Below are 22,558 nucleotides of genomic sequence, written 5' to 3' on the forward strand. Positions count from 1 at the left end.
CCCAGGGGGAGACATGTTCAGACGGCGCAAGCCCGTGATCCAGATGAAGACCGCCGAGCAGATCGAGCTGATGCGCAAGGCGGGCCTGCTGGTCGGCGAGACGCTGCGGCTGCTGCGCGAGGCGGTCAAGCCGGGCGTCACGACGCTCGACCTGGACACCATCGCCGAGCAGAACATCCGCGATCACGGCGGAATCCCCTCGTTCAAGGGCTACCACGGCTTTCCCGGCACGATCTGCGCCTCGGTGAACGAGGAGATCGTCCACGGCATCCCGCGCGACACGAAGGTGCTCAAGGACGGCGACATCATCTCGATCGACTGCGGCGCGATCGTGGAGGGCTGGCACGGCGACTCGGCGATCACCGTTCCGGTGGGCGAGGTCGGCCCGGAGCTCGCCAAGCTGCTGGAGGTCACCGAGACGTCCCTGTGGCACGGTCTGAAGGCCGGAGTGGACGGGGCCAGGCTCACGGACATGTCGCACGCGATCGAGTCTTACATCCGCTCTCAGGGCGCTTACGGCATCGTTGAGGGCTACGGGGGCCACGGCATCGGGACCGAGATGCACATGGACCCGCTGATCCCCAACCACGGCGCCCCCGGCTACGGGCCCGTGCTGGAGACCGGGATGTGCTTCGCGGTCGAGCCGATGGTCAACCTCGGCACCAAGGAGACGGTCGAGCTGGAGGACGGCTGGACCGTGATCACCACGGACGGCGCGTTCTCCGCGCACTTCGAGCACACGTTCGCCGTGACGGCGGACGGCCCCCGTGTGCTGACGGCCCTTGACGAGGGCCGGGAGTGGTTCGCCAAGCTTGGGGGATAGCACCCCTCCCGATCCCCGGAGAGGCAGGCATGACCAATCCTGAGATGCGCGCCTCGGACGCCGACCGGGATCGCGTGGCCACGGCGTTGCGCGAGCACTGCGCCGAGGGCCGCATCACCATGGACGAGCTGCACGAGCGGCTTGAGGCCACCTACCAGGCCAAGACCCTCGGTGAGCTGCTGGAGGTCACCTCGGACCTGCCCGAGGAAGATCTTTACGCGCTCCCGGTCCCCGCCTCGCAGCGTTCGACGACCAACCTGCCCGCCAAGCGGAGCTCGGGCGACCTCTCCCTGACCGGCCCCGCGGCCATGTGGGCGGGCTGGGCCACGGTCAGCGCGATCACGTTCACCGTCTGGCTGATCGTCGCCCTGACCACCGGCGCGGCCTACCCGTGGTTCGTGTGGGTCGCGGGGCCCTGGGGCGCCGTCCTGCTCGTGCGTACGATCTTCGGCCCGCGCCGCAACGACTGAGCCCCGGCGCTCGTCTTCGCCGGGGCTCGTCTCGGTTGTCCGGGTCTACTCGACCTCCATGAGGGGGCGGTAGTTGCCCGTCGGGACGAAGTGCGTGGTCGCGGTCCCCGCGGTGACGAGGTGGACGGCGAAGCCGGCGGGCTCTCCGGTCACCGCCGCCCTGCCGGGACGGGTGAGGTCCAGGTAGAGCTGGCGGTAGGTGCTGGGGCAGGTCGTGCACACCGTCGTGCCGAGCGATCCCACCGAGCCGCGGTGCACGTGACCGCTGATCACCCGTGCCACCTGCGGATGGCGTGCGACGACCTTGGCGAAGCCGGCGGTGTCGGCGAAGCGCATGTCGTCGATGAAGCGGATTCCGAGGGGATACGGCGGGTGGTGGGTCGCCACGACCGTCGGGGTCTGCGGCGCGGCGGCGAGCGTCTCGTCCAGCCAGGCCAGGCGTTCGTCGTCCATCTCGCCGTGCGGCCGGCCGGGGACGGTGGTGTCGCAGCAGACGAGACGGGCACCGTTCACGTCCACCGCGTACTGCACCGGCGAGCCGTCGTGGCCCGATCCGGCCACCGCCGGGTGGTCCTTGAACGCGGCGCGCAGCGCGTCACGGTCGTCGTGGTTGCCGGGCAGCGGATAGACCGCCATCGGCAGCGGTGACAGCAGCGCGTGCAGCCGGGCGTACTCGGCGGGCCGCCCGCCGTCGGCGAGGTCGCCGGTGAGCACGACGGCGTCGGGCCGCGCGGGCAGCGCGAGGAGGCTCGACACGGCCGCCCGCAGGGCTCGTACGGGGCCGGAGTCGTCGTCCACCGCACCGTCCTTGCCGGCGGCGAGGTGGATGTCGCTGAGCTGCGCAATGATCGCCATTGATCCCTCCCCCTTGGTAAGCACATCACGGACCCTCGGGCGGCGCACAGGGCGGCCGGGCCGGCCGGGCGCGTCGCGAGCCCGGAAGACCGGACGGAGTGCTGGAACGATCTTTGCGGCCGATTGACCGCGGTGTCGACCCGGCGCGGGGACAAGAAGATCAACGTGCTCCGTACGCCGGTGGAGCCGACCCGGGGGAACCGATGATCCGCAGACTATCGACAGCCTGTGCCGCCGCCGTGATCGGTACCGCCTTGATGGCCGCGGCGCACGCCGGTGAGGGCAACGCGGTCACGTCCGCCCGGGCCGGGCCGGGGAAGCCGGTCCTGGCCGCCGCATCGGGAACCTGCGGACATCTCGCGGCGATCACGATCATGACCACGAACCCTCATGCGCACGGCGCTCAGAAGCCGTTCGGCGGGGCGGGGGCGCGCTCCGTGGAGCTGATGTGCGCGGGTGGATCGGCGGGCCACTCGACGGGCCACTCGCCGGCGCGCTCGACGGCGCCTCAGGAGGGCTGGGGGGCCATGATCCTCGCCGGCGCCGGGACGGTGCTCGTCGCCGGTCTCGGAACCACCGCGTGGCGGGCCCGCCGACGCCGGACGGGGTCCGATGTCTGATCGCTGCCATCGCCACGAGCCTTACGGCCATGACCGCGGCTTCGGCCGCATCCGTGGTCGCTGTGCTCTGCCGAACGGCCGTACGGCCCGGTACGGCGCGGGAGCCGCGCTTGCCGCCGCCGGGCGTCCGACCCCTCTGCAGGGGCCGCTGGGCCGGTTCCAGCCCGTCTCCCTCGCGATTCCCAAGATCGGGATGAACGCGCCGCTGGCCGCCGCCGGAACGGGGCCGAGTGGCCGGATCGAGGCCCCGGCGCTCGACGAGCCGAACCTGGCCCGCTGGCGCGAACGCGGCGCGAGCCCCGGAGAGCCGGGAGCGGCGGTGATCGCCGGGCTGGCCCGCGCGGAGACGGGATCGGCGGTCTTCGCCCGCCTCGGCGAACTCACCCGGGGCGACATCGTCGGGGTCGTCCGGGCGAACGAGACCGTGGCGGTGTTCCGGGTCACCGTGACCGGGCGGGCCTTCGAGCACGACGTCCCGGCCGGGTGCGCCGACGGCGGCGCCGTCCCGGAGCTCTGCCTGATCGCCTGCGCGGGCCGGATCGACGACGCCCGATGTGCTCACCCGGACCATCTCGTCGTCCACGGCTCGTTCGCCGCCGCCTACCGGGTCTCAGACCTGCTCAGGACATGAGCCTCGGACGGTCCCGCGACGGGTGGGTCAGGCGACGACGGCCGAGAGGGCGTTCGTGATCGCCTCAGGGGCCGGGGCGACGTCGGGCACCACGTCGCGCAGGGCCAGCCAGCCGTTGATCGCGCGCGCCGTGGGCCAGGCCTCGCGGAGCTGCGGATCGTCCAGGTCGTACCAGGCGGCGACCTTGGACCAGCGCCAGAGGCGGTGCCCGGCGCTGGACAGCTCCGAGGCGGGGAACCCGCCCGCGCCGCGCGCCCCGGTGATGGCCAGCCGCACCGAGTCGGCCGTACGGCCGACGCGCTCGGCGATGTCGCGGATGGTGAGGAGGGGGTCGGCCTCGACCCGTTCGACCTGGAGGCCGGGGGCGCTCGCCTCCACATGCGCGATCACATCCATGATCGCGGTGGCGAGCGTGGGACCCTGCCAGGTGCAGGTCGCGTTGCCCGGACGGTCGGCGTGATGCGGCTCGCTGATGATCGAGACGGTCACCTGGCCGTGGGTGCGGTCGAACAGAGGATCGAGCTCCTCCTCGTACAGCGGGCGGCTGAGGACCAGCGCGAAGTCATAGCTCGGCATGCTGGTCCTCCTCCCTGATGTATCTCTCCTGGAAAGGTACAACGCGTGAGCGCTGTATGCTTGGGTCGGGAGTGGTCTCCGGTGCCGGATCGTGCGCTAATTTCACATTCGGTGGCCGGGTGACGTAGACTCCTATGTCGGTCCGTTGTCGGCCGCCCGAACCCCAGTTCGCACCTTCCGGTGCCGCATGGGTGCGGCCGGTTCACCTTTGGGAATCCCCTCCGGTGTGCGCGGACCGAGTCCAATGAGCCGATCAGTGAAGCGCGGAGGACATGCCCAAGAAGGAAGGCGCCATCGAGATCGAGGGCACCGTCATCGAGTCCCTCCCGAACGCCATGTTCCGGGTGGAGCTCGACAACGGGCACAAGGTGCTCGCCCACATCAGCGGCAAGATGCGGATGCACTACATCCGGATCCTGCCGGACGACCGCGTCGTCGTGGAGCTGAGCCCCTACGACCTCACGCGTGGTCGGATCGTCTACCGCTACAAGTAATCCCACTGGGGTTGCCTTCCCCGTGCGTGGCGGCGCGGGGGTGACCCTGATCCCTAGGAGACCCAGTGAAGGTCAAGCCGAGCGTCAAGAAGATCTGCCAGAAGTGCCGCGTCATCCGCCGGCACGGCCGCGTCATGGTCATCTGCTCCGACCCGCGGCACAAGCAGCGCCAGGGCTGACGACCAGGGCCGACGGCCATGGCCTGACGGCCTGACGCACAAATGAATCCAGCGCATCGCAAGCTTCGTACTTCGGCGCCGTACGCATCTGATCTCGTTCGGAGGCGAAAGCCTCATCAAGATCAGGTCGTACGGCACGGTCGTGTGAAGGCCAGACCCTCGGACGGAGGCCGAGGCCGCCACCCGGGCAGGGTGTGAGCGGATCGCGACGCGCCAATACCTCCGCGAATGAAGGGAACTGCCCACGATGGCACGCCTCCTCGGCGTCGATCTCCCGCGTGACAAGCGCATCGAGATCGCTCTCACCTACGTCTTCGGTGTCGGTCGTACCCGCGCCCAGGAGACCCTGAAGAACACCGGCGTCAACCCGGACCTGCGGGTGCACCAGCTCGGCGACGACGAGCTGGTCAGGCTCCGTGACTGGATCGAAACGAACTACAAGGTCGAGGGTGACCTTCGCCGTGAGATCCAGGCGGACATCCGCCGCAAGATCGAGATCGGTAGCTACCAGGGGATCCGGCACCGCCGCGGTCTCCCCGTGCACGGTCAGCGCACGCAGACCAACGCACGTACCCGCAAGGGCAAGAAGAAGACCGTGGCCGGCAAGAAGAAGGCCGGCAAGAAGTAGTCCGCCCGGACCTCGGTCCGATCGGATCGATGACCTCAGAGTAGAGAGAGCACATGCCTCCTAAGAGCCGTGTCGGCGCCAAAAAGGTGCGCCGCAAGGAAAAGAAGAACGTCGCTCACGGGCACGCCCACATCAAGAGCACGTTCAACAACACGATCGTCTCGATCACCGACCCCAACGGGAACGTGATCTCCTGGGCCTCCTCCGGCCACGTGGGCTTCAAGGGCTCGCGCAAGTCCACCCCGTTCGCCGCCCAGCAGGCCGCCGAGGCCGCCGCCCGCCGCGCCATGGAGCACGGCATGCGGAAGGTCGACGTCTTCGTGAAGGGCCCGGGCTCGGGCCGCGAGACCGCCATCCGGTCGCTGCAGGCGACCGGCCTCGAGGTGGGCTCGATCCAGGACGTCACGCCGGTTCCGCACAACGGCTGCCGCCCGCCGAAGCGTCGCCGGGTCTGAGGCAGGGGAGAAACAGAACAATGGCTCGTTACACGGGTGCCGACTGCAAGCTGTGCCGTCGGGAAAAGATGAAGCTGTTCCTCAAGGGCAGCAAGTGCATGGGCCCCAAGTGCCCGATCGAGATCCGGCCCTACCCGCCGGGTGAGCACGGCCGCGGTCGTCCCAAGGAGACCGAGTACCTGCTCCAGCTGCGCGAGAAGCAGAAGGCCAAGCGCATCTACGGCGTGCTCGAGCGCCAGTTCAGCAACTACTACGTCGAGGCCAACCGCCAGGGCGGCAAGACGGGTGAGAACCTCCTCACCCTGCTCGAGCGCCGTCTCGACAACGTCGTCTACCGCGCCGGCTTCGCCAAGTCCCGCGACGCGGCCCGCCAGCTGATCCGCCACGGCCACTTCAAGGTCAACGGCAAGAAGGTCGACATCCCGTCCTTCCTGGTCAGCGAGGCGGACATCGTCGAGGTCCGGCAGAAGTCGCTCGAGATGACCCCGTTCGTGGTCGCCCGTGCGGAGGCCGGCGAGGTGCCGGTCCCGCCGTGGCTCGGGATCATCACCGAGGGCGCCATGCGCATCCTCGTGCACTCCCTCCCGGTCCGGCAGCAGATCGACGCGCCGGTCCAGGAGCAGCTGATCGTCGAGCTCTACTCCAAGTAGGAGCTCTTTTCCGTCGCCGTGATCACCTTGGGAAACCGGGTGTGATCACGGCGACGGGGCGGAAGATAGTCACTGCGGTCGTCATATAGCGGGCACCGCGGAAAGAAGGTTCAACCATGCTCATCGCTCAGCGTCCGACTCTCACCGAAGAGCAGGTCGACGAGTACCGGTCGCGGTTCACCATCGAGCCGCTGGAGCCGGGCTTCGGCTACACGATCGGCAACTCGCTGCGTCGTACCCTGCTCTCCTCGATCCCCGGTGCGGCCGTCACCAGCATCCGGATCGAGGGCGTACTGCACGAGTTCTCGACCGTTCCCGGGGTCAAGGAGGATGTCACGGACATCATCCTCAACCTCAAGGAACTGGTCGTCTCCTCCGAGCACGACGAGCCCGTGGTGATGTACCTGCGCAAGCAGGGCCCGGGCGAGGTGACCGCGGCCGACATCGCGCCGCCGGCGGGCGTCGAGGTCCACAACCCCGACCTCCACATCGCCACGCTCAACAACAAGGCCAAGCTGGAGATGGAGCTGACGGTCGAGCGCGGCCGCGGCTACGTCTCGGCGGCCCAGAACAAGCAGCCGGGCCAGGAGATCGGCCGGATTCCGATCGACTCCATCTACTCGCCCGTGCTCAAGGTCACCTACAAGGTCGAGGCGACCCGAGTCGAGCAGCGCACCGACTTCGACCGTCTGATCCTGGACGTCGAGACCAAGCAGGCGATGCTCCCGCGTGACGCGGTGGCCTCCGCCGGCAAGACCCTGGTCGAGCTGTTCGGCCTGGCCCGGGAGCTCAACGTCGAGGCCGAGGGCATCGACATGGGCCCGTCCCCCACGGACGCCGCGCTCGCCGCGGACCTGGCCCTGCCGATCGAGGAGCTCAACCTCACGGTGCGGTCGTACAACTGCCTCAAGCGCGAGGGCATCCACTCTGTGGGCGAGCTGGTCGCCCGCAGCGAGCAGGACCTCTTGGATATAAGGAATTTCGGCGCCAAGTCGATCGAAGAGGTCAAGCAGAAGCTCAACGACATGGGGCTGTCGCTGAAGGACTCCCCGCCCGGGTTCGACCCGAGCGCGGCGGCCGACAACTACGGCGACGACGACCAGAGCTACGCCGAGACCGAGCAGTACTGACACACGCCAAGGTCCGTTGTGGCCGGGGCCTGCGCTCCGGCCGCGACGGGCATGGCCGCCGCCGGTACCTCGTACGGCCGGCGCGGAAAGAGCCGACACCGGTGACCGCCGGTGCGGACATGAGCTGACACCGGTACCTCGTACGGCCGGTGCAGGAAGGAAACGACATGCCTCAGCCCACCAAGGGTGCCCGCCTCGGCGGCAGCGCCGCGCACCAGAAGCTGATCCTGGCCAACCTGGCCACGGCGCTGTTCGAGCACGGTCGCATCACCACGACCGAGGCCAAGGCCCGGCGGGTCCGTCCGCTGGCGGAGAAGCTGATCACCAAGGCCAAGAAGGGCGACCTGCACAACCGTCGCCTGGTGGCCCGGACGATCCGCGACAAGAACGTTCTGCACGAGCTCTTCACCGAGATCGCGCCGAAGTTCGAGAACCGTCCCGGTGGCTACACCCGCATCACCAAGCTCGGACCGCGCAAGGGCGACAACGCCCCCATGGCCGTCATCGAGCTGGTGCAGGAGCAGCTGACCGCCTCCACGGCCTCCGCCACGCCGGCCGAGCCGAAGGTGGACACCACCAAGGCCGAGGCTCCCGCCGAGGACACGGTCGACGAGGCCCCCGAGGCCGAGAAGTCCGAGTAGTCCGCAGCCCTTCTCCCCGCCTCCGCAGGGGGTAGGCAAGGCGCGACATCGACAGGCCCGCCGTCCGGTACGAGACGGCGGGCCTGATCTTTGCCAGACTGATCCCATGGTCAGGCCATGGGGGCGACGGTTCGTGGAGCAACATGTCCCGGGTGCTCGTCCGAGCGCTCCGCAGGCACAGAGGCAGCGGCGTTGGAGAAGGAATCCCAGGCTGACATGACCGCATTGGTACGACTCCGGCTCGACATCAGCTACGACGGGTCGGATTTCGCGGGCTGGGCCCGCCAGCCCGGGCAGCGCACCGTCCAGGGCGTGATCGAGGACGCGCTGGCCCGGCTGCTGCGCCTCGACCCGCCGCCGGTCCTCACCGTCGCGGGCCGTACGGACGCGGGCGTGCACGCGAGCGGGCAGGTGGCACACCTGGTCGTGCCCGTCGCCGCGTACTCCATGATCAACGGCACCCTGCCGCGCCGGCTCGCCGGACTGTTGCCCCAGGACGTGCGGGTCCGTCGGGTGACGGTCGCGCCCGACGGCTTCGACGCGCGCTTCTCCGCCCTGTCACGCCGGTACGTCTACCGCGTCTGCGACGATCCGGTGGGCGTCGAGCCGCTGCGCCGCCACGACGTGCTCTGGCATCCGCGTCCGCTCAACCTGGACCGGATGAACGAGGCGACCGCGTTGCTCCTGGGCGAGCACGACTTCGCCGCGTACTGCCGCAAGCGGGAGGGCGCGACCACCATCCGGCGCCTGCTGAAGTACGAGTGGGAACGCGAGAGCAGGCACATCGCGGCGGCGACCGTACAGGCCGACGCGTTCTGCCACTCGATGGTCCGCGCGCTGGTCGGGGCGCTGCTGATGGTGGGCGACGGCCGCCGCGAGATCGAGTGGCCGTCCGAGGTGCTGGCCGCCCGCGTCCGCGACTCGGCGGTGAACGTGGCGCCCGCGCACGGGCTGTCCCTCGAAGAGATCAGCTACCCGGACGACGAGGGCCTGGCCCAGCGCGCCCAGGAGACCCGCCGGGTCCGCACCCTCAACGCCACCGCCGACCCGTCGAGCTGCGCCTCCTAGGTGGCGCGGGCGTCGATCGGCCGGACGCTGTAGTCGACGAACTGCTGCGCGGCCGTCTTGAGCGCCCGATCGGGCCGCTTGCCGTCGGCGTACTGCGCGTACGCGTAGATGATGTAGCGCCCCCGCACCGTGCTCAACGCGTAGCCGCCCGCCTGGTCGATGCTCTGCGACCGCCGCCCGGCCATGCCGCGGAACCACTCGTACCGGCTCGGTGACCCGGCCTTGCTGACCCTGAGCGCCGCGTCCTTGGTCGGCATCGCCGCGATCCCGGTGGTAACGGCAAGCGCTTTACCCCTGGCAAGATAAGTGACGCGCACCACACTGCGACATCCCTGCCTCATCAGTGCCCGCGCCATGGCCCCACGCGCAGCGAGCGAACACCGGTGGTTCACCGACGACTTGTCCCGCACGTACGAGCGCCCACCCAGATCAAGAGCCCCCGAGGGATAGGCCTCAGCCAACGCCAACGGCCGACGATCCGTCTTCTCACTGGAAATATCCACAGGCGGCACGGTCGGCTTGACGGGCACCGGACTCGCACTAGGCACCGCCGCGCTCTCACCCCCGCCGTCGCCGACAAAAGCGAACGCCGCAGCCGTGACGACCAGAGCCCCAGCGATGGCCCCCACGATCAACAACGGCTTCCGACCACCGCCCCCGCCCGAAAGCGGAGAGGTCTGCTCGACCGAGAGACCACCCTCAGCATGAGAGACCGGCGTAATGATCGTCGGCCCCTCCACACCCTGAGTCCCCCCAGGCGGCCGCAAGATCGCATCCGGAACCAGAACCGGCCCCCCCACAAACCCATCCCCACCCGCGAACCCCGTGCTGGCCGTTCCGGCTGTGCTGTCCGCCTGACTAGCGCTGGCAGCCTGACCCGCGCCACCCGCCTGCTCTGCGCGGCCTGTTGGGTTCGCGCCGCCCGCTTGGCCCGCACCATCCGCTTGCTTTGCGCTGCCTGTTGGGTTCGCGCCGCCCGTCTGCCCTGCGTTATCCGGCTGGCCTGCGCTGCTCGTTTGGTTCGCGCCACCCGCTTGGCCCGCGCTGGCCGTCTGGTCTGCGCTGCTCGTTTGGTTCGCGCCACCCGCTTGGGTCGCGCTGGCCGTCTGGTCTGCGCTGGCCGTTTGGTTTGCGCCACCCGCCTGCTCTGCGCTGCCTGTTTGGCTCGCGCCGCCCGGTTGCCCTGCGCGGCCCGCCTGGCTCGCGCCACCCGCTTGGCCCGCGCTGCCTGTCGGCCCTGCGCCATCCGTTTGGCTCGCGCCGACCGCTTGGTCCGCCCTGCCCGCCTGCCCTGCGTGGCCGGCCTGCCCTGCGCTGGCCGCCTGGCTCACGCTGGCCGGTCGCTCTGCGCTGTCCGTTTGGCTCGCGCTGCTCGTTTGGTTTGCGCCATCCGCCTGGTTTGCGCTGCCTGTTTGGCCCGCGCCGCCCGGTTGCCCTGCGCGGCCCGCCTGGCTCGCGCCACCCGCTTGGCCCGCGCTGCCTGTCTGCCCTGCACTACCCGTCTGGCTCGTGCTGGCCGTCTGCCCCGCGCTGGCCGTTCCGGGTGTGCTGTCCGGCTGGTTTGCGCTGGCAGCTTGGGCCGTGCTGCCCGCTTGACCCGCGCCACGCGCTTGGCTCGCACCGCCCGCTTGCCTCGCGCTGGCCTTTCCGGTTGTGCGGTCCGGTTGGTTGACGCCAACCGCTTGGGTTGTGCTGCCCGCGTCACTCGCCTGCTCTGCGCGGTCTGTTTGGCTCGCGCCACCCGCTGGGCCTGCGCTGGCCGTTTGCCCTGCGCTGCCTGCCTGGCTCGTGCTGGCCGTCTGCCCTGCACTGGCCGTTCCGAGTGTGCTGGCCGCCTGGTCTGCGCTGGCCGGTTGGCTTGCGCTAGGCGTTTCGGGTGTGTGGTCTGTGCTGGGCGCTTGTTCGGCGTTGGGGGCTTCGGTTGTGTTTTGGCCGAGGATGGGGATGCCGTCGGGGTCTGTGTCGGGGAATGTCTGGCTGGGGCGGGGGAGGATGGGCTCGGCTGGGACTGCGCGGCGAGTGTCGACGCTTGGGACGCCTACTCCGGCTACCAGCGTGTCGAAGGGGGCGGGGGGTTCGGTTTCCGGCTCTTCGACGCGGGCGACGTTGATCGAGTCGGTGTCCTCGGATTCGGCGGCCCACCACGGCTTTTCCAGGCCGAACGGGGAGAATCCGATCGGAGGCTCGGCCTGGCCGAAGCTCGGGGGTGCGGGGGAGTCGGGAACGGCAGGTGTCGCCGGCTCCTCTGCGGGCTCTTCAGGTCCAGACATAGGCAAAGAGGGTATTAGCGCCGATCAGTTTCGGAAGGGTTTGCCTTCGGTTTCCCGGTATGTCAGGGCGAACTTCAGGTTGCTTCCCCTGATGAGTTCCTGGCCGAAGGTCGAGACGAGCCTGTGGTACTTGGCGGCGATCTTCTTGCCGTCCGGGCGCTGCACCCAGGTCATGACCAGGTAGTGGCCGCGTACCTCGGCGGTGCCGAGGGCCTCGCCCTTGCCGATCTTCTTGGTGACGCCGGTGCCGGCCAGCGGCTGCAGGTAGGCGTCCTTGGCGGCGGCGGCGCGTTCGGCCGCCCTGGCGGCGGCCTCGGTCTTGAGGTTCAGCACGCCGACGGTGCCGATGAGCTTGCCGTCGCCACGGGCGAACGTGGCGCGCAGGGCCTGGGAGCAGCCGCCCTTCTTGAGGGCCTTGCCGAGCGCGACGCCGTTCACGATGCCAGCGCAGCCGCGTTGCGCCTTCCAGGCGGTGCGCGCGACCTTGCCGGTGGTGGAGGTGAAGGAGCGTTTGCCGAACGCCTCGTTCAGGGTCAGCGGCCGGGGGTCGGTGACGCGGCTTTTGAGCTTGACCGGCGTCAGCGGGGGCTTGGAGGGCTGCTGGCGGGGCGCCGTGGCGGGCGGCGCGCTCTTGTCCGCGGCCGCGGGCTTCGTCGGTTCGTCGTCCTTGAGCATCGCCGAGACCCCGAAGCCGCCGCCGACCAGGACCAGTCCGGCCACGATCGCGCCGCCGATGATCAACGGGAGGTTGTACCTGCGCTCGGGTGGTACGGGACCGCTGGCCTCGGCGGGTCTTGGATCTTCTTCCCAGGGGCCGTACGCGTCGCCGCGCGGAGCGAAGGGGGACTCGTCCATGTCTTGGCCGTACGGTCGTTCAGGTCCAGAGCCGTACGGGGCTTGCGACGGCTGCGCGGGAGGCCAGCCGTCGGGTTTGCCTTGATCGCCCGGATAACCCATGGCTTGGACCTTACCGTTCCTTCTCCGGAGCTCTGGACGTTCGGAACACCCACCATGACATGGGGGCGAACCGGGCGTCGGCGGTTTGGGCAAGGTCGGCCGGGAGGGGTCACTGCCAGCCGAAATCCTGTGTCCACAGGGGGCCGCCGGAGCCGGCGGCCATGCCGACGCCGATCGCCCGGAGCTTGCAGTTGAGGATGTTGGCGCGGTGGCCGGGACTCTTCATCCAGCCCTCAACGACCGCGGCGGCGGTCGCGTAGCCCTTGGCGATGTTCTCCGCGCCGGGGCTGGGATAACCGGCGTCCTCCATGCGCTTCCAGGGGCTGTCGCCGTTGCGGGAGGTGTGGTCGAAATAGTTGCGGGCGGCCATGTCCGCCGAGTGCCGCCGGGCGGCGGTCACCAGACGCCGGTCGGTACGCAGCGCGCCGCAGCCGGCCTTGGCCCGCTCCTTGTTGGTGAGGGTCACGACCGCGGCCTCCGGCCCGCCGGAGGAGGGCGGAGGGTTGTCGCCCTGCGGAGGACGGGACGGCGATGGGGTCGTGCTCTCCTTGGGCGCCTGGGTGGGGCCTCGCAGGGGCTTGAGGGGCGGTGTGCTCTCGTTGGGGCTCGGGGCGGGCGCGCCGCCGTTCGTCCGGGGCGTTCCCGTGCCCTTCTCGGTGGGCTTGGCGGCGCCGCCTGTGCCGGAGGCGGCGGGCCGGGCCGCGGTTCCGGCCGGGCCGGACGCGGCCGCCGATTCCGAACGCAGCTCGGGCAGAACGAGGCGGTCAAGGGCCACACCCGTGCTGATCGCGAGGACGGCACCCGCCGCGGTGAGTGTGACGGTGAACACGGTCTTGCCGCGGGTCCGGCCGCGAGAGGCGCGGCGGCGGCCTCCGCGGCCGGGACGGTCGGCGGGGCCTGATGGGCGGCGGGGGGATGGCAGCGGGGCTCCCGGGAGGCTGGCCGGCGACTCACCGGCGGCGGATCCGGTCGGCCGCACCTTATCCTTATAAGGCCCGTAAATCAGAAGATCGCCCCTAACGGACGTTCCCTTTCCCTGAGTGGGGCGGACCGGTCCCGGGCATCTGGGTTCATGGGGCATACTGGAGAGTGGCTGGGAGACTGTCACAACGATCCGCTTTGACCCATGCCCGCGGGGCTGGGTATCCTGCCAGTTCGTTGTATGTGTCGGTGTGCCCTGCGTGTCAAGCGCGATGCGGGCCCCGGCCTCCCGGAGCGCCAGGTCGGACCACTCTCTGATCGGCGCGAGCAGGATTCCGCTGAGAAGTCGACAAGAAACGAAGGCCTACGACCGTGCGCACGTACACCCCTAAGCCCACTGACGTCCAGCGTCAGTGGTACGTCATCGACGCGACCGATGTCGTGCTGGGTCGGCTCGCCAGTCAGGTCGCGCAGCTGCTTCGGGGTAAGCACAAGCCGATCTACGCGCCCCATCTCGACACCGGTGACTTTGTGATCATCGTCAACGCCGACAAGGTGGCACTGTCCGGCAACAAGCTGGAGCAGAAGCGCGCCTACCGCCACTCCGGTTACCCGGGCGGCCTGCGGTCGGTGGCCTACGCCGACCTGATGGCCAAGAACCCGCGGCGGGCGGTGGAGAAGGCGATCAAGGGCATGCTGCCCAAGACCACCCTCGGCCGGCAGATGTTCGGCAAGGTGAAGGTCTACGCTGGCCCGGAGCACCCGCACCAGGCACAGAAGCCGGTTCCGTTCGAGATCACCCAGATCAAGCAGTAGTCACACCGCAGATCCGGCATCGCGCCGGAGAGCGGGTCGGTCGTATCACCATCGCGCGGCCGCCGGGGCACCCGAGGACCGACCGGGCCAGCCGTCCTGGCTAGAACACCCAAGAGGAGAACCGTGGACGAGTCCACCGGCACCGAGACGCCCGCCGAGGGCGTCGAGATCGACTCGTACGAGGACGCGCCGTCCGAGTACACCACCGAGAGCCCCGAGGCGTCCGACGCCTCGTTCCTGGCTCAGCCGGTCGCGACCGGCCCGGCCGCCGGCACCGGCCGCCGCAAGCAGGCCATCGCCCGCGTCCGGATCGTCCCGGGCACCGGCAAGTGGACCATCAACGGCCGCACCCTTGAGCAGTACTTCCCCAACAAGGTCCAGCAGCAGACCGTGAACGAGCCGTTCGTGCTGCTGGGTCTGGAGGGCCAGTTCGACGTCATCGTCCGCGTCGGCGGCGGTGGCACCACCGGCCAGGCCGGTGCGCTGCGCCTCGGCATCTCCCGGGCGCTGCAGTTCGCCAACATCGAGCACCGCCCGGCGCTGAAGAAGGCCGGCTTCCTCACCCGTGACGCGCGCGTTCCGGAGCGGAAGAAGGCCGGTCTCAAGAAGGCCCGCAAGGCGCCGCAGTACAGCAAGCGCTGATCTGACTTCAGCCGAAACGAGCCGTCGCACCCGTCGATCCCCTATGGCCGATCGAACCGGGCGCGGCGGCTCGTTCGTGTTTTCTGGGGTCCCCCGCGGGTCTTCCCATTCCGCCTTGCCAGGCGGCGGCGCGCGGGGACCCTTTTCCTGGACTTTCCCTACTAGATTTGACCGCGCGGGCAGGAGCCGAGCAATCCTCGCCTCGTCCGCGGGGTCTTTTTCCTTTCTGGGAGTTGAACTGTGGGTCGTCTCTTCGGAACCGATGGTGTACGCGGGCTCGCCAACCGTGACCTGACCGCCCGGCTCGCGATGGATCTGTCCATCGCGGCGGCGCGCGTCCTGGGGGAACAGGGGGCGTTCAAGGGCCACCGGCCGGTGGCGGTGGTCGGCCGCGACCCGCGTGCCTCCGGCGAGTTCCTGGAGGCGGCGGTGGTGGCGGGGCTGGCGAGTGCGGGCGTGGACGTGCTGACGCTGGGCGTGCTGCCGACCCCCGCCGTGGCGTACCTCACCAACGCGCTGGACGCCGACCTCGGCGTGATGCTCTCCGCCTCGCACAACCCGGCCCCGGACAACGGGATCAAGTTCTTCGACCGCAGCGGCTTCAAGCTGGCCGACGAGATCGAGGACCGTGTCGAAGCCGCCCTGGGCCAGGACTGGGACCCGCCGACGGGCGCGGGCGTCGGCCGGGTGCGCGACGCGCATGGCGCCGTGGAGCAGTACGTGGCGCACCTGCTGTCGTCGTTGCCGGTGTCGCTGGACGGGCTGCGCGTGGTGGTCGACTGCGCCAACGGCGCCTCCTCCGACGTCGCGCCCGAGGCGCTGCGGCGGGCCGGCGCCGAAGTGATCACGATCGGCACGGCGCCGGACGGGCTCAACATCAACAGCGACTGCGGCTCCACCCATCTGGCGGCGCTGCAGGAGGCCGTCCGCGCGCACGGCGCCGACGCGGGCATCGCGAACGACGGTGACGCCGATCGCTGCCTGGCTGTCACGGCCACCGGCGACGTGGTCGACGGCGATCAGATCATGGCGATCCTGGCGACCGAGCTGCGCGAGTCGGGACGGCTGGCGAACGACACCGTGGTCGCCACCGTGATGTCCAACCTCGGCTTCAAGATCGCGATGCGCGAGGCGGGCATCGACGTGGTCGAGACCGCGGTCGGCGACCGGTACGTGCTCGAAGCGATGAAGGACCGCGGCTTCAACTTCGGTGGCGAGCAGTCCGGGCACGTGATCATGCTCGATCACGCCACCACCGGCGACGGTGTGCTGACCGGCCTGCACCTGCTGGCCACGATGGCCCGCCGCGGCCGCGCGCTGGACGAGCTCGCCAAGATCATGACCCGGCTGCCGCAGGTGCTGATCAACGTGAAGGACGTGGACAAGGCCCGCGCCAAGACCGCCCCGGAACTGGCCGCGGCCGTCGCGGCCGCCGAGGCCGAACTCGGCGAAACCGGCCGGGTGCTGATCCGGCCGAGCGGCACCGAGTCCATGGTCCGCGTGATGGTCGAGGCCGCCGCCGAAGACCAGGCCCAGTCCGTCGCCGAACGCCTCGCCGAAACCGTCCGAAGTGTTTGTTGACCTCAGCGGCCTCGGGGTCCTCGCCTGGCGGCTCGGACCCCGAACCGCTGAGGGGGCGAGCGCGACATCGCTTCGCGATCTCTCGGGAAGCTTCGCCTTCGGCTCGCTTCCCGACCCGGTCGCGCGCTCGCGTGCGGGCCGAGGTGTCTGGGGGTGAAGTGCGTCGCGGGCTCAGGTGTCTGCGCCTTCGGCTCGCTTTCTGTCCCGGTCGCGCGCTCGCGTGCGGGCTGAGGCGTCTGGGGGTGAAGTGCGTCGCGGGCTCAGGTGTCTGCGGATTCGGGCTTGCTTCCGTTCCGGTCGCGCTCGCGTGCGGGCCGGCGTGTCTGGGGTGAAGTGCGTCGCTAGGTGAGGTGATCGAGGATTCGCAGGCGGTACGGCTCGGACGGGCAGTGTCGGGGCCTGTGGTCTCCGTTAGTCGTCGAGGATTTCTAGGCGGCCTACCTTGAGGTGCTTGATCTCTACGGTGCCTGCTTCGAGGTGGTCGACGACGGCCCTCTTCACGACCAGCTTGCCGATGGCTACGGCTCCGATCGCTAGGGCTCCGAGGGCCATCGAGCCCAGGGCCAGCGACCCGAAGGCGTTGCCGAGCCGGAGCGTGAGACCGGTGGCCGAGGCGCCCGTGACCTCGGCGCCGGTCGCGCGGGCGCCGACGCCGCGTTCGGTCCGTACCCGCTGGAGCTCGGTCTCCTGACCGTCGGCCGCTGCCTTGTCGTTCTCGTCACTGCTGCTCATGGTCCGCAGCCTATTCGCCCACGCGGGTCAGCACCGGCCCAAGAAGCCTTCAAGTGCCTGGTGGTCGGAGCGGGAGACCGGTAGGCCGTACTCCTTGGCGACCGCGACGTAACGGACGCCGTACGCGCACTGGAAGGACTTCTGCGGTTTCCATTCGCCGGGGCCGGAGTCGCTCTTCTGGCGGTTGGGCACGCCCCAGACCGCGAGCAGGTTGTCGTGGTCGTTGGCGAACCGCTCCCGCTGGTCCTCGGTCCAGCGTGACGCGCCCATCCGCCAGGCGAGCGCGAGCGGGTAGAGGTGGTCGATCTGGACCTCGGCGGCGTCCGACTTGGAGAAGGCGATCCGTTTCCCGCTGTACGGATCGTTCAGCGTTCCGGCCAGCACGATGCAGCGGCCGCGTTTGCGCACGTCGCGCAGGTCGCGAGCGAGCACGTCGTTGCGCTGGTCGCAGCCGTTGCGGTCGAGGTCCCTCCACCGGACGCCGAATCGTTCGCGTTCGTAGCCGCTCCCGCCGGACTCAGCGGCGACGCGGAGCCCGTCGAGGTCCTTGCGGGCCTGGGTGACGCTGCGTTCGGGCGGGCGAGAGGCTTGGGACGTGGGGCCGGGATCGGAGACGCTCAGCTCTCCTGTGCACCCCGTGAGGAGGGACGCCGACAGAACGCCGATGCCCGTGAGCCACCGTCGTGTCATGTCGCCACCGCCCGTCGCCTATGTGGCATTTGCCCGCTTGGTAGGAAACAAACGGAGCCGAGGATACGGGTTTGTGCCGACAAGGACGTGCCACCTCCCTCTTCGCGTGTCGGTACGGCACGATGTTCCCCGTGCTGCACCTGAGAGCGATCGTCCCGGTGGACCGTACCGACGAGGTCTGCGCCATGCTGGCCGCGAGCCCCGGCGTGACGAACGTGGTGGTGATCCCCGGGGTCGCGCGGTCGCCGGAGGGCGATCTGGTCACCGGTGACGTCGCCCGCGAGGCCGCCAACGAGGTCATCGAAACGCTGAAGAGGCTCGGCATCGAGCGGGAAGGCGCGATCACGATCGAGCAGATCGATCTGATGCTCTCCCATTCGGCGGACCGGGCCGAGAAGCTGGCGCCCGGGTACGGCGACGACGCGGTGGTGTGGGAGCAGTTGCGGCAGGACGTCCAGGACGAGTCCCAGCTGACGTGGTCCTTCGTCGTGTTCCTGGCGCTGGCCACGCAGCTCGCCGGGATCGCCGCGCTGATCGACTCGCCGGTGCTGGTGATCGGCGCGATGGTGCTCGGGCCGGAGTTCGCCGCGGTGGCCGCGATCTGTTACGGGCTGGTCTTCCGGGGGCCGGAGATGGTCTGGAGGGCGTCGCGCAACCTCGTGGTCGGCTTCGTGATCGCCATCCTCGTCACCTACGTCTGCGCCGAGGTCAGCGCCGCGATCGACGTCATCCACCCGGGCATGCTGGACAGGCCGCGACCGCTGACAGCGTTCATCTACAGCCCGGACCGCTGGTCGTTCATCGTGGCCCTGCTGGCGGGAACCGCCGGGGTGCTGTCGCTCACCGCGGCCAAGTCGTCCGCCCTGGTCGGGGTCTTCATCTCCGTCACCACCGTGCCGGCGGCGGGCAACCTCGCCGTGGCCATGGCGCTGCGGCACTGGAACGAGATCCGCGGTTCGCTGCTGCAACTCGGGGTCAACCTCCTCGGCATGATCATCGCGGGGGTGCTGACGCTGCTGGTGCAGCGCGCGGTGTGGCGGCTGGTCCTCCGCAGGAGGGGGAGGACCACCGCAGGTACTACACCCTGAGGCTGAGGTGCCGCGGCGCACGAACCACTAGGTTCGGAACATGCCGATCATCGCCACCCAAGGGCTGACGATGAGGTTCCCCCGGGTGACCGCCCTGGACGACCTCACGGTGGCCGTGGAATCCGGGGTCGTCGGGCTGGTCGGTGCCAACGGCGCCGGCAAGTCGACCCTCATCCGGATCCTGCTCGGCCTGCAGCCGCCGACCGCGGGCCACGCCTCGGTCCTCGGGCTCGACATCGCCCGCGACGGCGTGCAGATCCGCGAGCAGGTCGGGTTCATGCCGGAGTACGACTGCCTGCCGCCGGACGTCTCGGCGACCGAGTTCGTCGTCCACATGGCGCGGATGTGCGGGCTCCCGGCCACCGCCGCACGCGAACGCGCCGCCGACACGTTGCGGCACGTCGGGCTGTACGAGGAGCGCTACCGTCCCATCGGGGGCTACTCGACGGGCATGAAGCAGCGGGTCAAGCTGGCCCAGGCGCTCGTGCACGATCCCAAGCTGGTCTTCCTGGACGAGCCGACCAACGGCCTCGATCCGGCGGGCCGCGACGAGATGCTGGAGCTCATCCGGCGGATCGGCGCCGAGTTCGGCATCAGCGTGCTGGTGACCTCGCACCTGCTGGGCGAGCTCGAACGGGTCTGCGACCACGTCGTGATCATCGATGGCGGGAAGCTGCTGCGCTCGCAGGCCGTCGAGGCCTACACCGCAGCCAGCGGCATGCTCACCGTCGAGGTCGACGAGGGGCGTGACCTGCTGGGACAGCGCCTGTACGACCAGGGCGTGGCCGTCAGGCCCGAGGGCCGCTTCCTGGTCGTCGACATCGCCGGGGAGACGACGTACGACCTGATCCGCGACGGTGCCGCCGAACTGGGGCTCCGCCTCATCCGGCTGGAGCAGCGCCGCCACCACATCGAAGAGGTCTTCGCCACGCCCCAGACCGTTCAGATGCCGCCGCACGCAGGCCAGCCACAACACGCCGCCTACGGCCCGCCAGGGGCGCCGGGGGCGCAGGACGCGTCGGCGACGGGATCTCAGGGGGCGCGGCGATGACGACGAGCACCATTCATGACATCGGCTACCGGCACTACGAGGGCCGCCGTCTGGGCCGCGCGTACGTGCTGCGTTCGCTGTACGTGCACAACCTGCGTGCCGCGTTCGGCCTTGGCAGGCCCGCCCGCGCCAAGGTGATGCCGTTCCTCCTCAGCGCGGTCATGCTGCTGCCCGCGGCGGCCAGCGTCGCGATCCTGGGCTTCACCAAGGAAGCGGACGCCCTCATCCGCTACTCCGCCTACGCCTACACCATGCAGGTGGTGGTGGCCATCTTCCTGGCCACGCAGGCGCCGGTGATCGCCTCTCGCGAGCTGCGCTTCCATTCCGTCCCGCTCTACTTCTCCCGGCCGGTCGGTCATCTCGACTTCGTGCTGGCCAAGTTCGGCGCGTTCGTGACCGCCCTGTTCGTCATGCTGTCGGTGCCGGTCACGATCCTGTACGTGGGCGCGCTCGTCACCAGGCCCGACAAGATGCAGCCAGTGATCGAGATGGCGGAGGGCGAGGACGGCGAGATGCTGGCCGAGCAGGCCCAGAAGCCGGACAGCCTCGTCGACCACACCCTGCACTACTTCGGCGGGCTGGCCGGATGCCTGCTCTTCGCACTGGTGCTGGCCGCGATCGGGCTGGTCATCGCGGCGTTCACCACCCGGCGCGGGCTCGGGGTCGCGGCGGTCATCGCGGTCTACATGCTCAGCAGCACGATCGTGGTCATCGTCCAGGGGATCGCGGAGACGGAGGCCAACAACTTCACCGTCTCGGGCTGGGCGGGGTTGTTCACACCGTTCAACCTGGTCGACATCGTTCAGACGCGGCTGCTCGGCGCGCAGCTGACCGCGCCCGCCGCTCCGTCGGGAGTGGTGGGCGGCCTGGTCGCGCTGGCGGTCTGCCTGACGCTGGTGGGCGGTTCGATCGCGGTCCTGTACCGCCGGTTCCGGAAGGCGGGTCTCTCGTGAGCGTCCTGCGGTTGGAGAACGTGTCCCGCTGGTACGGGAACGTGGTCGCGGTCAACGGGATCTCGATGGACATCGGCCCCGGTGTCACCGGGCTGCTCGGCCCCAACGGCGCCGGCAAGTCGACCCTCATCCACATGATGGGCGGCTTCCTGCCCCCGTCCTCGGGGACGGTCGCGCTGGACGGCGCTCCGCTCTGGCGCAACCCGGAGATCTACCGGAGCATCGGCCTGGTGCCCGAACGTGAGACGGCCTACGACTTCCTGACCGGCAAGCAGTTCATCCTCGCGATGGCCAAGCTGCACAAGCTGGCCGATCCCGAAGCGGCGGCCCGGCGCGCGATCTCGCAGGTCGAGATGGAGTACGCGCAGGACCGCACGATCGGCAACTACTCCAAGGGCATGAAGCAGCGCATCAAGATGGCCTCCGCGCTGGTGCACGACCCGCCCGTGCTGCTCCTCGACGAGCCGTTCAACGGCATGGACCCGCGGCAGCGCATCCAGCTGATGGAGCTCATCCGCGCGATGGCCGCCGAGGGCCGCACGATCCTGTTCAGCTCGCACATCCTCGAAGAGGTCGAGCGCCTGGCCAGCCACATCGAGGTCGTCGTGGCGGGGCGGCACGCGGCCTCCGGTGACTTCCGGGCCATCCGGCGGCTCATGACCGACCGCCCGCACATCTTCCTCGTGCGCTCCACCGACGACCGGAAGCTGGCCGCCGCGATCATCGCGGACGGCTCGGCGAGCAGCGTCCAGCTCACCGAGAAGGGCCTGCAGGTCGAGGCGACCGACTTCCAGCGTTTCACCTGGCTGCTCCCGCAGGTGGCGCGCGACGCCAAGGTGCGCCTCTGGGAGGTCTCGCCCTCCGACGAGTCCCTCGAAAGCGTCTTCTCCTACCTGGTGGCCCGATGAACTCCACAATCGCGATGATCACGTTCCGGGCCATGCTGGGCCGCAAGCGGGCGCTGCTGCTGTTCGTGCTGCCGGTCATCATGCTGGCGCTGGCGATCGGGCTGAAGGCGACCGGCTATGCCGACCTTGACGTCTCGGCGAACGTGCTGCACCGGTTCGGCCTGTCCACGCTGCTGCCGCTGCTGGCGCTGATCGCGGGCACCGGCGTGATCGGGCCGGAGATCGACGACGGCCAGATCATGTACGTGCTCACCAAGCCGATCCCGCGTCAGGTGATCGTCTTCACCAAGCTCATGGTGGCGATCGTGCTGATCGTGCTCTTCGCCGTGATCCCCACCCTGCTGGCCGGTTTGATCATGAGCGGTACCACCGCCCAGGTCACCCCGGCGCTGACCGTCGGCGTACTGCTCGGCAGCATCGCCTACGCCGCCGTCTTCGTCGCCCTGGGCGTGATCAGCCGCAACGCCGTCACGATCGGCCTGATCTACGTGCTCATCTGGGAGATCCTGCTCGGCAACTTCGCCCCGGGCGCCAAGTCGGCCTCCATCCAGCAGTGGTCCCTGTCGGTCGCCGACAAGCTCACCGAGGCCTCACAGATCAAGTCCACCGTCGACCTCCCGGTCGCCGTGATCATGCTGGCCCTGATCACCGTCACGGCCACGGCCCTGGCGACCGTCCGCCTCCGTTCCCTCTCGGTGGCCAGCGCCGAATAGCCCTCAGACCCCGCCG

Annotated in this window: 27 protein-coding genes; 20 read left to right on the forward strand and 7 right to left on the reverse strand. The window is 69.7% G+C overall.

Features of this window, described 5'->3' with window-relative positions; translation table 11 throughout:
• Positions 1-13: 13 nt before the first annotated feature.
• Complete coding sequence (gene map, locus ABD333_RS42045; protein WP_344548243.1) at positions 14-823, forward strand: type I methionyl aminopeptidase; 810 nt, start codon at positions 14-16, stop codon at positions 821-823.
• A gap of 29 nt (positions 824-852) precedes the next feature.
• Positions 853-1,293, forward strand: a complete 441-nt coding sequence (locus tag ABD333_RS42050) for a DUF1707 SHOCT-like domain-containing protein (RefSeq protein ID WP_344548244.1) — start codon at positions 853-855, stop codon at positions 1,291-1,293.
• A gap of 45 nt (positions 1,294-1,338) precedes the next feature.
• On the opposite strand, the gene ABD333_RS42055 is transcribed toward ABD333_RS42050, so the two are convergent.
• Complete coding sequence (locus tag ABD333_RS42055; RefSeq protein WP_344548245.1) at positions 1,339-2,148, reverse strand: phosphodiesterase; 810 nt, start codon at positions 2,146-2,148, stop codon at positions 1,339-1,341.
• Between the two features lie 203 nt (positions 2,149-2,351).
• Here ABD333_RS42055 and ABD333_RS42060 point away from each other — a divergent pair, with 203 nt between their 5' ends.
• Together ABD333_RS42060 and ABD333_RS42065 are read left to right on the forward strand one after the other, a co-directional pair.
• Positions 2,352-2,768 carry a hypothetical protein gene (locus tag ABD333_RS42060; RefSeq protein ID WP_344548246.1) on the forward strand — a complete coding sequence of 139 codons (417 nt, stop codon included), beginning with the start codon at positions 2,352-2,354 and terminating at the stop codon, positions 2,766-2,768.
• Positions 2,761-3,399 carry a class F sortase gene (locus ABD333_RS42065; protein WP_344548247.1) on the forward strand — a complete coding sequence of 213 codons (639 nt, stop codon included), beginning with the start codon at positions 2,761-2,763 and terminating at the stop codon, positions 3,397-3,399. The genes ABD333_RS42060 and ABD333_RS42065 overlap by 8 nt, the downstream gene beginning before the upstream one ends.
• 27 nt (positions 3,400-3,426) lie before the next feature.
• Here the strand turns inward: ABD333_RS42065 and ABD333_RS42070 are convergent, their stop codons facing one another.
• The gene (locus ABD333_RS42070; RefSeq protein ID WP_344548248.1) at positions 3,427-3,975 is read right to left on the reverse strand and encodes a hypothetical protein; all 549 of its coding nucleotides are present in this window, start codon (positions 3,973-3,975) and stop codon (positions 3,427-3,429) included.
• 272 nt (positions 3,976-4,247) lie between these two features.
• Here ABD333_RS42070 and infA point away from each other — a divergent pair, with 272 nt between their 5' ends.
• From infA to truA, 8 genes are all read left to right on the forward strand, one after another.
• Complete coding sequence (infA, locus tag ABD333_RS42075) at positions 4,248-4,469, forward strand: translation initiation factor IF-1 (protein ID WP_018657567.1); 222 nt, start codon at positions 4,248-4,250, stop codon at positions 4,467-4,469.
• 65 nt (positions 4,470-4,534) lie between these two features.
• Entirely contained in the window at positions 4,535-4,648 is a 114-nt protein-coding gene (gene rpmJ, locus ABD333_RS42080; RefSeq protein WP_018657566.1) for a 50S ribosomal protein L36, read from the forward strand.
• Between the two features lie 247 nt (positions 4,649-4,895).
• Complete coding sequence (gene rpsM, locus ABD333_RS42085) at positions 4,896-5,276, forward strand: 30S ribosomal protein S13 (protein ID WP_344548249.1); 381 nt, start codon at positions 4,896-4,898, stop codon at positions 5,274-5,276.
• Between the two features lie 53 nt (positions 5,277-5,329).
• Positions 5,330-5,731 carry a 30S ribosomal protein S11 gene (rpsK, locus tag ABD333_RS42090; RefSeq protein ID WP_021596710.1) on the forward strand — a complete coding sequence of 134 codons (402 nt, stop codon included), beginning with the start codon at positions 5,330-5,332 and terminating at the stop codon, positions 5,729-5,731.
• Between the two features lie 20 nt (positions 5,732-5,751).
• The gene (gene rpsD, locus ABD333_RS42095; protein WP_344548250.1) at positions 5,752-6,381 is read left to right on the forward strand and encodes a 30S ribosomal protein S4; all 630 of its coding nucleotides are present in this window, start codon (positions 5,752-5,754) and stop codon (positions 6,379-6,381) included.
• A 116-nt stretch (positions 6,382-6,497) separates the two neighbouring features.
• Positions 6,498-7,511: a DNA-directed RNA polymerase subunit alpha gene (locus tag ABD333_RS42100; protein WP_131741171.1), complete on the forward strand. Its 1,014-nt coding sequence runs from the start codon at positions 6,498-6,500 to the stop codon at positions 7,509-7,511.
• Between the two features lie 167 nt (positions 7,512-7,678).
• The gene (gene rplQ / locus ABD333_RS42105) at positions 7,679-8,152 is read left to right on the forward strand and encodes a 50S ribosomal protein L17 (RefSeq protein ID WP_344548251.1); all 474 of its coding nucleotides are present in this window, start codon (positions 7,679-7,681) and stop codon (positions 8,150-8,152) included.
• A 216-nt stretch (positions 8,153-8,368) separates the two neighbouring features.
• A complete protein-coding gene (gene truA / locus ABD333_RS42110) occupies positions 8,369-9,220 on the forward strand; it encodes a tRNA pseudouridine(38-40) synthase TruA (RefSeq protein ID WP_344548252.1) in 852 nt (283 codons plus the stop codon).
• Here the strand turns inward: truA and ABD333_RS42115 are convergent.
• The 3 genes from ABD333_RS42115 to ABD333_RS42125 form a co-directional block, all read right to left on the reverse strand.
• A complete protein-coding gene (locus tag ABD333_RS42115; protein WP_344548253.1) occupies positions 9,217-9,477 on the reverse strand; it encodes a hypothetical protein in 261 nt (86 codons plus the stop codon). The genes truA and ABD333_RS42115 overlap by 4 nt on opposite strands.
• Positions 9,478-11,514: 2,037 nt before the next feature.
• On the reverse strand, positions 11,515-12,345 hold the full coding sequence (locus tag ABD333_RS42120; RefSeq protein WP_344548255.1) for a hypothetical protein: 831 nt from the start codon (positions 12,343-12,345) through the stop codon (positions 11,515-11,517).
• Positions 12,346-12,556: 211 nt separating this feature from the next.
• Positions 12,557-13,426, reverse strand: a complete 870-nt coding sequence (locus tag ABD333_RS42125; protein ID WP_344548256.1) for a CAP domain-containing protein — start codon at positions 13,424-13,426, stop codon at positions 12,557-12,559.
• 314 nt (positions 13,427-13,740) lie between these two features.
• On the opposite strand from ABD333_RS42125, the gene rplM reads away from it, so the two are divergent.
• The 3 genes from rplM to glmM all read left to right on the forward strand — a co-directional run bounded on the left by rplM (position 13,741) and on the right by glmM (position 16,407).
• Complete coding sequence (rplM, locus tag ABD333_RS42130; RefSeq protein ID WP_344548257.1) at positions 13,741-14,184, forward strand: 50S ribosomal protein L13; 444 nt, start codon at positions 13,741-13,743, stop codon at positions 14,182-14,184.
• Positions 14,185-14,307: 123 nt separating this feature from the next.
• A complete protein-coding gene (rpsI, locus tag ABD333_RS42135; RefSeq protein ID WP_344548258.1) occupies positions 14,308-14,826 on the forward strand; it encodes a 30S ribosomal protein S9 in 519 nt (172 codons plus the stop codon).
• Between the two features lie 240 nt (positions 14,827-15,066).
• Positions 15,067-16,407, forward strand: coding sequence for a phosphoglucosamine mutase (glmM, locus tag ABD333_RS42140; RefSeq protein WP_344548259.1), 1,341 nt, complete (start codon positions 15,067-15,069; stop codon positions 16,405-16,407).
• 411 nt (positions 16,408-16,818) lie between these two features.
• On the opposite strand, the gene ABD333_RS42145 is transcribed toward glmM, so the two are convergent.
• Positions 16,819-17,139, reverse strand: a complete 321-nt coding sequence (locus tag ABD333_RS42145) for a hypothetical protein (protein ID WP_344548260.1) — start codon at positions 17,137-17,139, stop codon at positions 16,819-16,821.
• A gap of 27 nt (positions 17,140-17,166) precedes the next feature.
• A complete protein-coding gene (locus tag ABD333_RS42150) occupies positions 17,167-17,829 on the reverse strand; it encodes an HNH endonuclease family protein (protein WP_344548261.1) in 663 nt (220 codons plus the stop codon).
• A 131-nt stretch (positions 17,830-17,960) separates the two neighbouring features.
• Here ABD333_RS42150 and ABD333_RS42155 point away from each other — a divergent pair, with 131 nt between their 5' ends.
• The 5 genes from ABD333_RS42155 to ABD333_RS42175 are packed head-to-tail and all read left to right on the forward strand — an operon-like array spanning position 17,961 to position 22,542.
• Entirely contained in the window at positions 17,961-18,917 is a 957-nt protein-coding gene (locus ABD333_RS42155) for a DUF389 domain-containing protein (RefSeq protein ID WP_344548262.1), read from the forward strand.
• Between the two features lie 40 nt (positions 18,918-18,957).
• A complete protein-coding gene (locus tag ABD333_RS42160) occupies positions 18,958-19,968 on the forward strand; it encodes an ABC transporter ATP-binding protein (protein WP_344548263.1) in 1,011 nt (336 codons plus the stop codon).
• Positions 19,965-20,921 carry an ABC transporter permease gene (locus ABD333_RS42165; RefSeq protein ID WP_344548264.1) on the forward strand — a complete coding sequence of 319 codons (957 nt, stop codon included), beginning with the start codon at positions 19,965-19,967 and terminating at the stop codon, positions 20,919-20,921. Before ABD333_RS42160 ends, ABD333_RS42165 begins: the two co-directional genes overlap by 4 nt.
• Complete coding sequence (locus tag ABD333_RS42170; protein WP_344548265.1) at positions 20,918-21,829, forward strand: ABC transporter ATP-binding protein; 912 nt, start codon at positions 20,918-20,920, stop codon at positions 21,827-21,829. The genes ABD333_RS42165 and ABD333_RS42170 overlap by 4 nt, the downstream gene beginning before the upstream one ends.
• Positions 21,826-22,542, forward strand: coding sequence for an ABC transporter permease (locus tag ABD333_RS42175; protein WP_344548266.1), 717 nt, complete (start codon positions 21,826-21,828; stop codon positions 22,540-22,542). Before ABD333_RS42170 ends, ABD333_RS42175 begins: the two co-directional genes overlap by 4 nt.
• Positions 22,543-22,558 lie beyond the last annotated feature (16 nt).

This window comes from Actinomadura fulvescens (assembly GCF_039533225.1).
Taxonomy (GTDB): Bacteria; Actinomycetota; Actinomycetes; order Streptosporangiales; family Streptosporangiaceae; genus Spirillospora; species Spirillospora fulvescens.

What these genes read in the sequence shown, in the direction of transcription:
- rpsK (WP_021596710.1), top strand. Translation starts at nt 5,330, where the DNA reads ATGCCTCCTAAGAGCCGTGTCGGCGCCAAAAAGGTGCGCCGCAAGGAA.
- ABD333_RS42065 (WP_344548247.1), top strand. Translation starts at nt 2,761, where the DNA reads ATGTCTGATCGCTGCCATCGCCACGAGCCTTACGGCCATGACCGCGGC.
- infA (WP_018657567.1), top strand. Translation starts at nt 4,248, where the DNA reads ATGCCCAAGAAGGAAGGCGCCATCGAGATCGAGGGCACCGTCATCGAG.
- rpsM (WP_344548249.1), top strand. Translation starts at nt 4,896, where the DNA reads ATGGCACGCCTCCTCGGCGTCGATCTCCCGCGTGACAAGCGCATCGAG.
- rpsD (WP_344548250.1), top strand. Translation starts at nt 5,752, where the DNA reads ATGGCTCGTTACACGGGTGCCGACTGCAAGCTGTGCCGTCGGGAAAAG.
- ABD333_RS42165 (WP_344548264.1), top strand. Translation starts at nt 19,965, where the DNA reads ATGACGACGAGCACCATTCATGACATCGGCTACCGGCACTACGAGGGC.
- ABD333_RS42070 (WP_344548248.1), bottom strand. Translation starts at nt 3,975, where the DNA reads ATGCCGAGCTATGACTTCGCGCTGGTCCTCAGCCGCCCGCTGTACGAG.
- ABD333_RS42175 (WP_344548266.1), top strand. Translation starts at nt 21,826, where the DNA reads ATGAACTCCACAATCGCGATGATCACGTTCCGGGCCATGCTGGGCCGC.
- rplQ (WP_344548251.1), top strand. Translation starts at nt 7,679, where the DNA reads ATGCCTCAGCCCACCAAGGGTGCCCGCCTCGGCGGCAGCGCCGCGCAC.
- ABD333_RS42050 (WP_344548244.1), top strand. Translation starts at nt 853, where the DNA reads ATGACCAATCCTGAGATGCGCGCCTCGGACGCCGACCGGGATCGCGTG.
- ABD333_RS42150 (WP_344548261.1), bottom strand. Translation starts at nt 17,829, where the DNA reads ATGACACGACGGTGGCTCACGGGCATCGGCGTTCTGTCGGCGTCCCTC.
- ABD333_RS42060 (WP_344548246.1), top strand. Translation starts at nt 2,352, where the DNA reads ATGATCCGCAGACTATCGACAGCCTGTGCCGCCGCCGTGATCGGTACC.
- truA (WP_344548252.1), top strand. Translation starts at nt 8,369, where the DNA reads ATGACCGCATTGGTACGACTCCGGCTCGACATCAGCTACGACGGGTCG.
- ABD333_RS42055 (WP_344548245.1), bottom strand. Translation starts at nt 2,148, where the DNA reads ATGGCGATCATTGCGCAGCTCAGCGACATCCACCTCGCCGCCGGCAAG.
- map (WP_344548243.1), top strand. Translation starts at nt 14, where the DNA reads ATGTTCAGACGGCGCAAGCCCGTGATCCAGATGAAGACCGCCGAGCAG.
- ABD333_RS42145 (WP_344548260.1), bottom strand. Translation starts at nt 17,139, where the DNA reads ATGAGCAGCAGTGACGAGAACGACAAGGCAGCGGCCGACGGTCAGGAG.
- ABD333_RS42100 (WP_131741171.1), top strand. Translation starts at nt 6,498, where the DNA reads ATGCTCATCGCTCAGCGTCCGACTCTCACCGAAGAGCAGGTCGACGAG.
- ABD333_RS42160 (WP_344548263.1), top strand. Translation starts at nt 18,958, where the DNA reads ATGCCGATCATCGCCACCCAAGGGCTGACGATGAGGTTCCCCCGGGTG.
- ABD333_RS42115 (WP_344548253.1), bottom strand. Translation starts at nt 9,477, where the DNA reads ATGCCGACCAAGGACGCGGCGCTCAGGGTCAGCAAGGCCGGGTCACCG.
- ABD333_RS42120 (WP_344548255.1), bottom strand. Translation starts at nt 12,345, where the DNA reads ATGGACGAGTCCCCCTTCGCTCCGCGCGGCGACGCGTACGGCCCCTGG.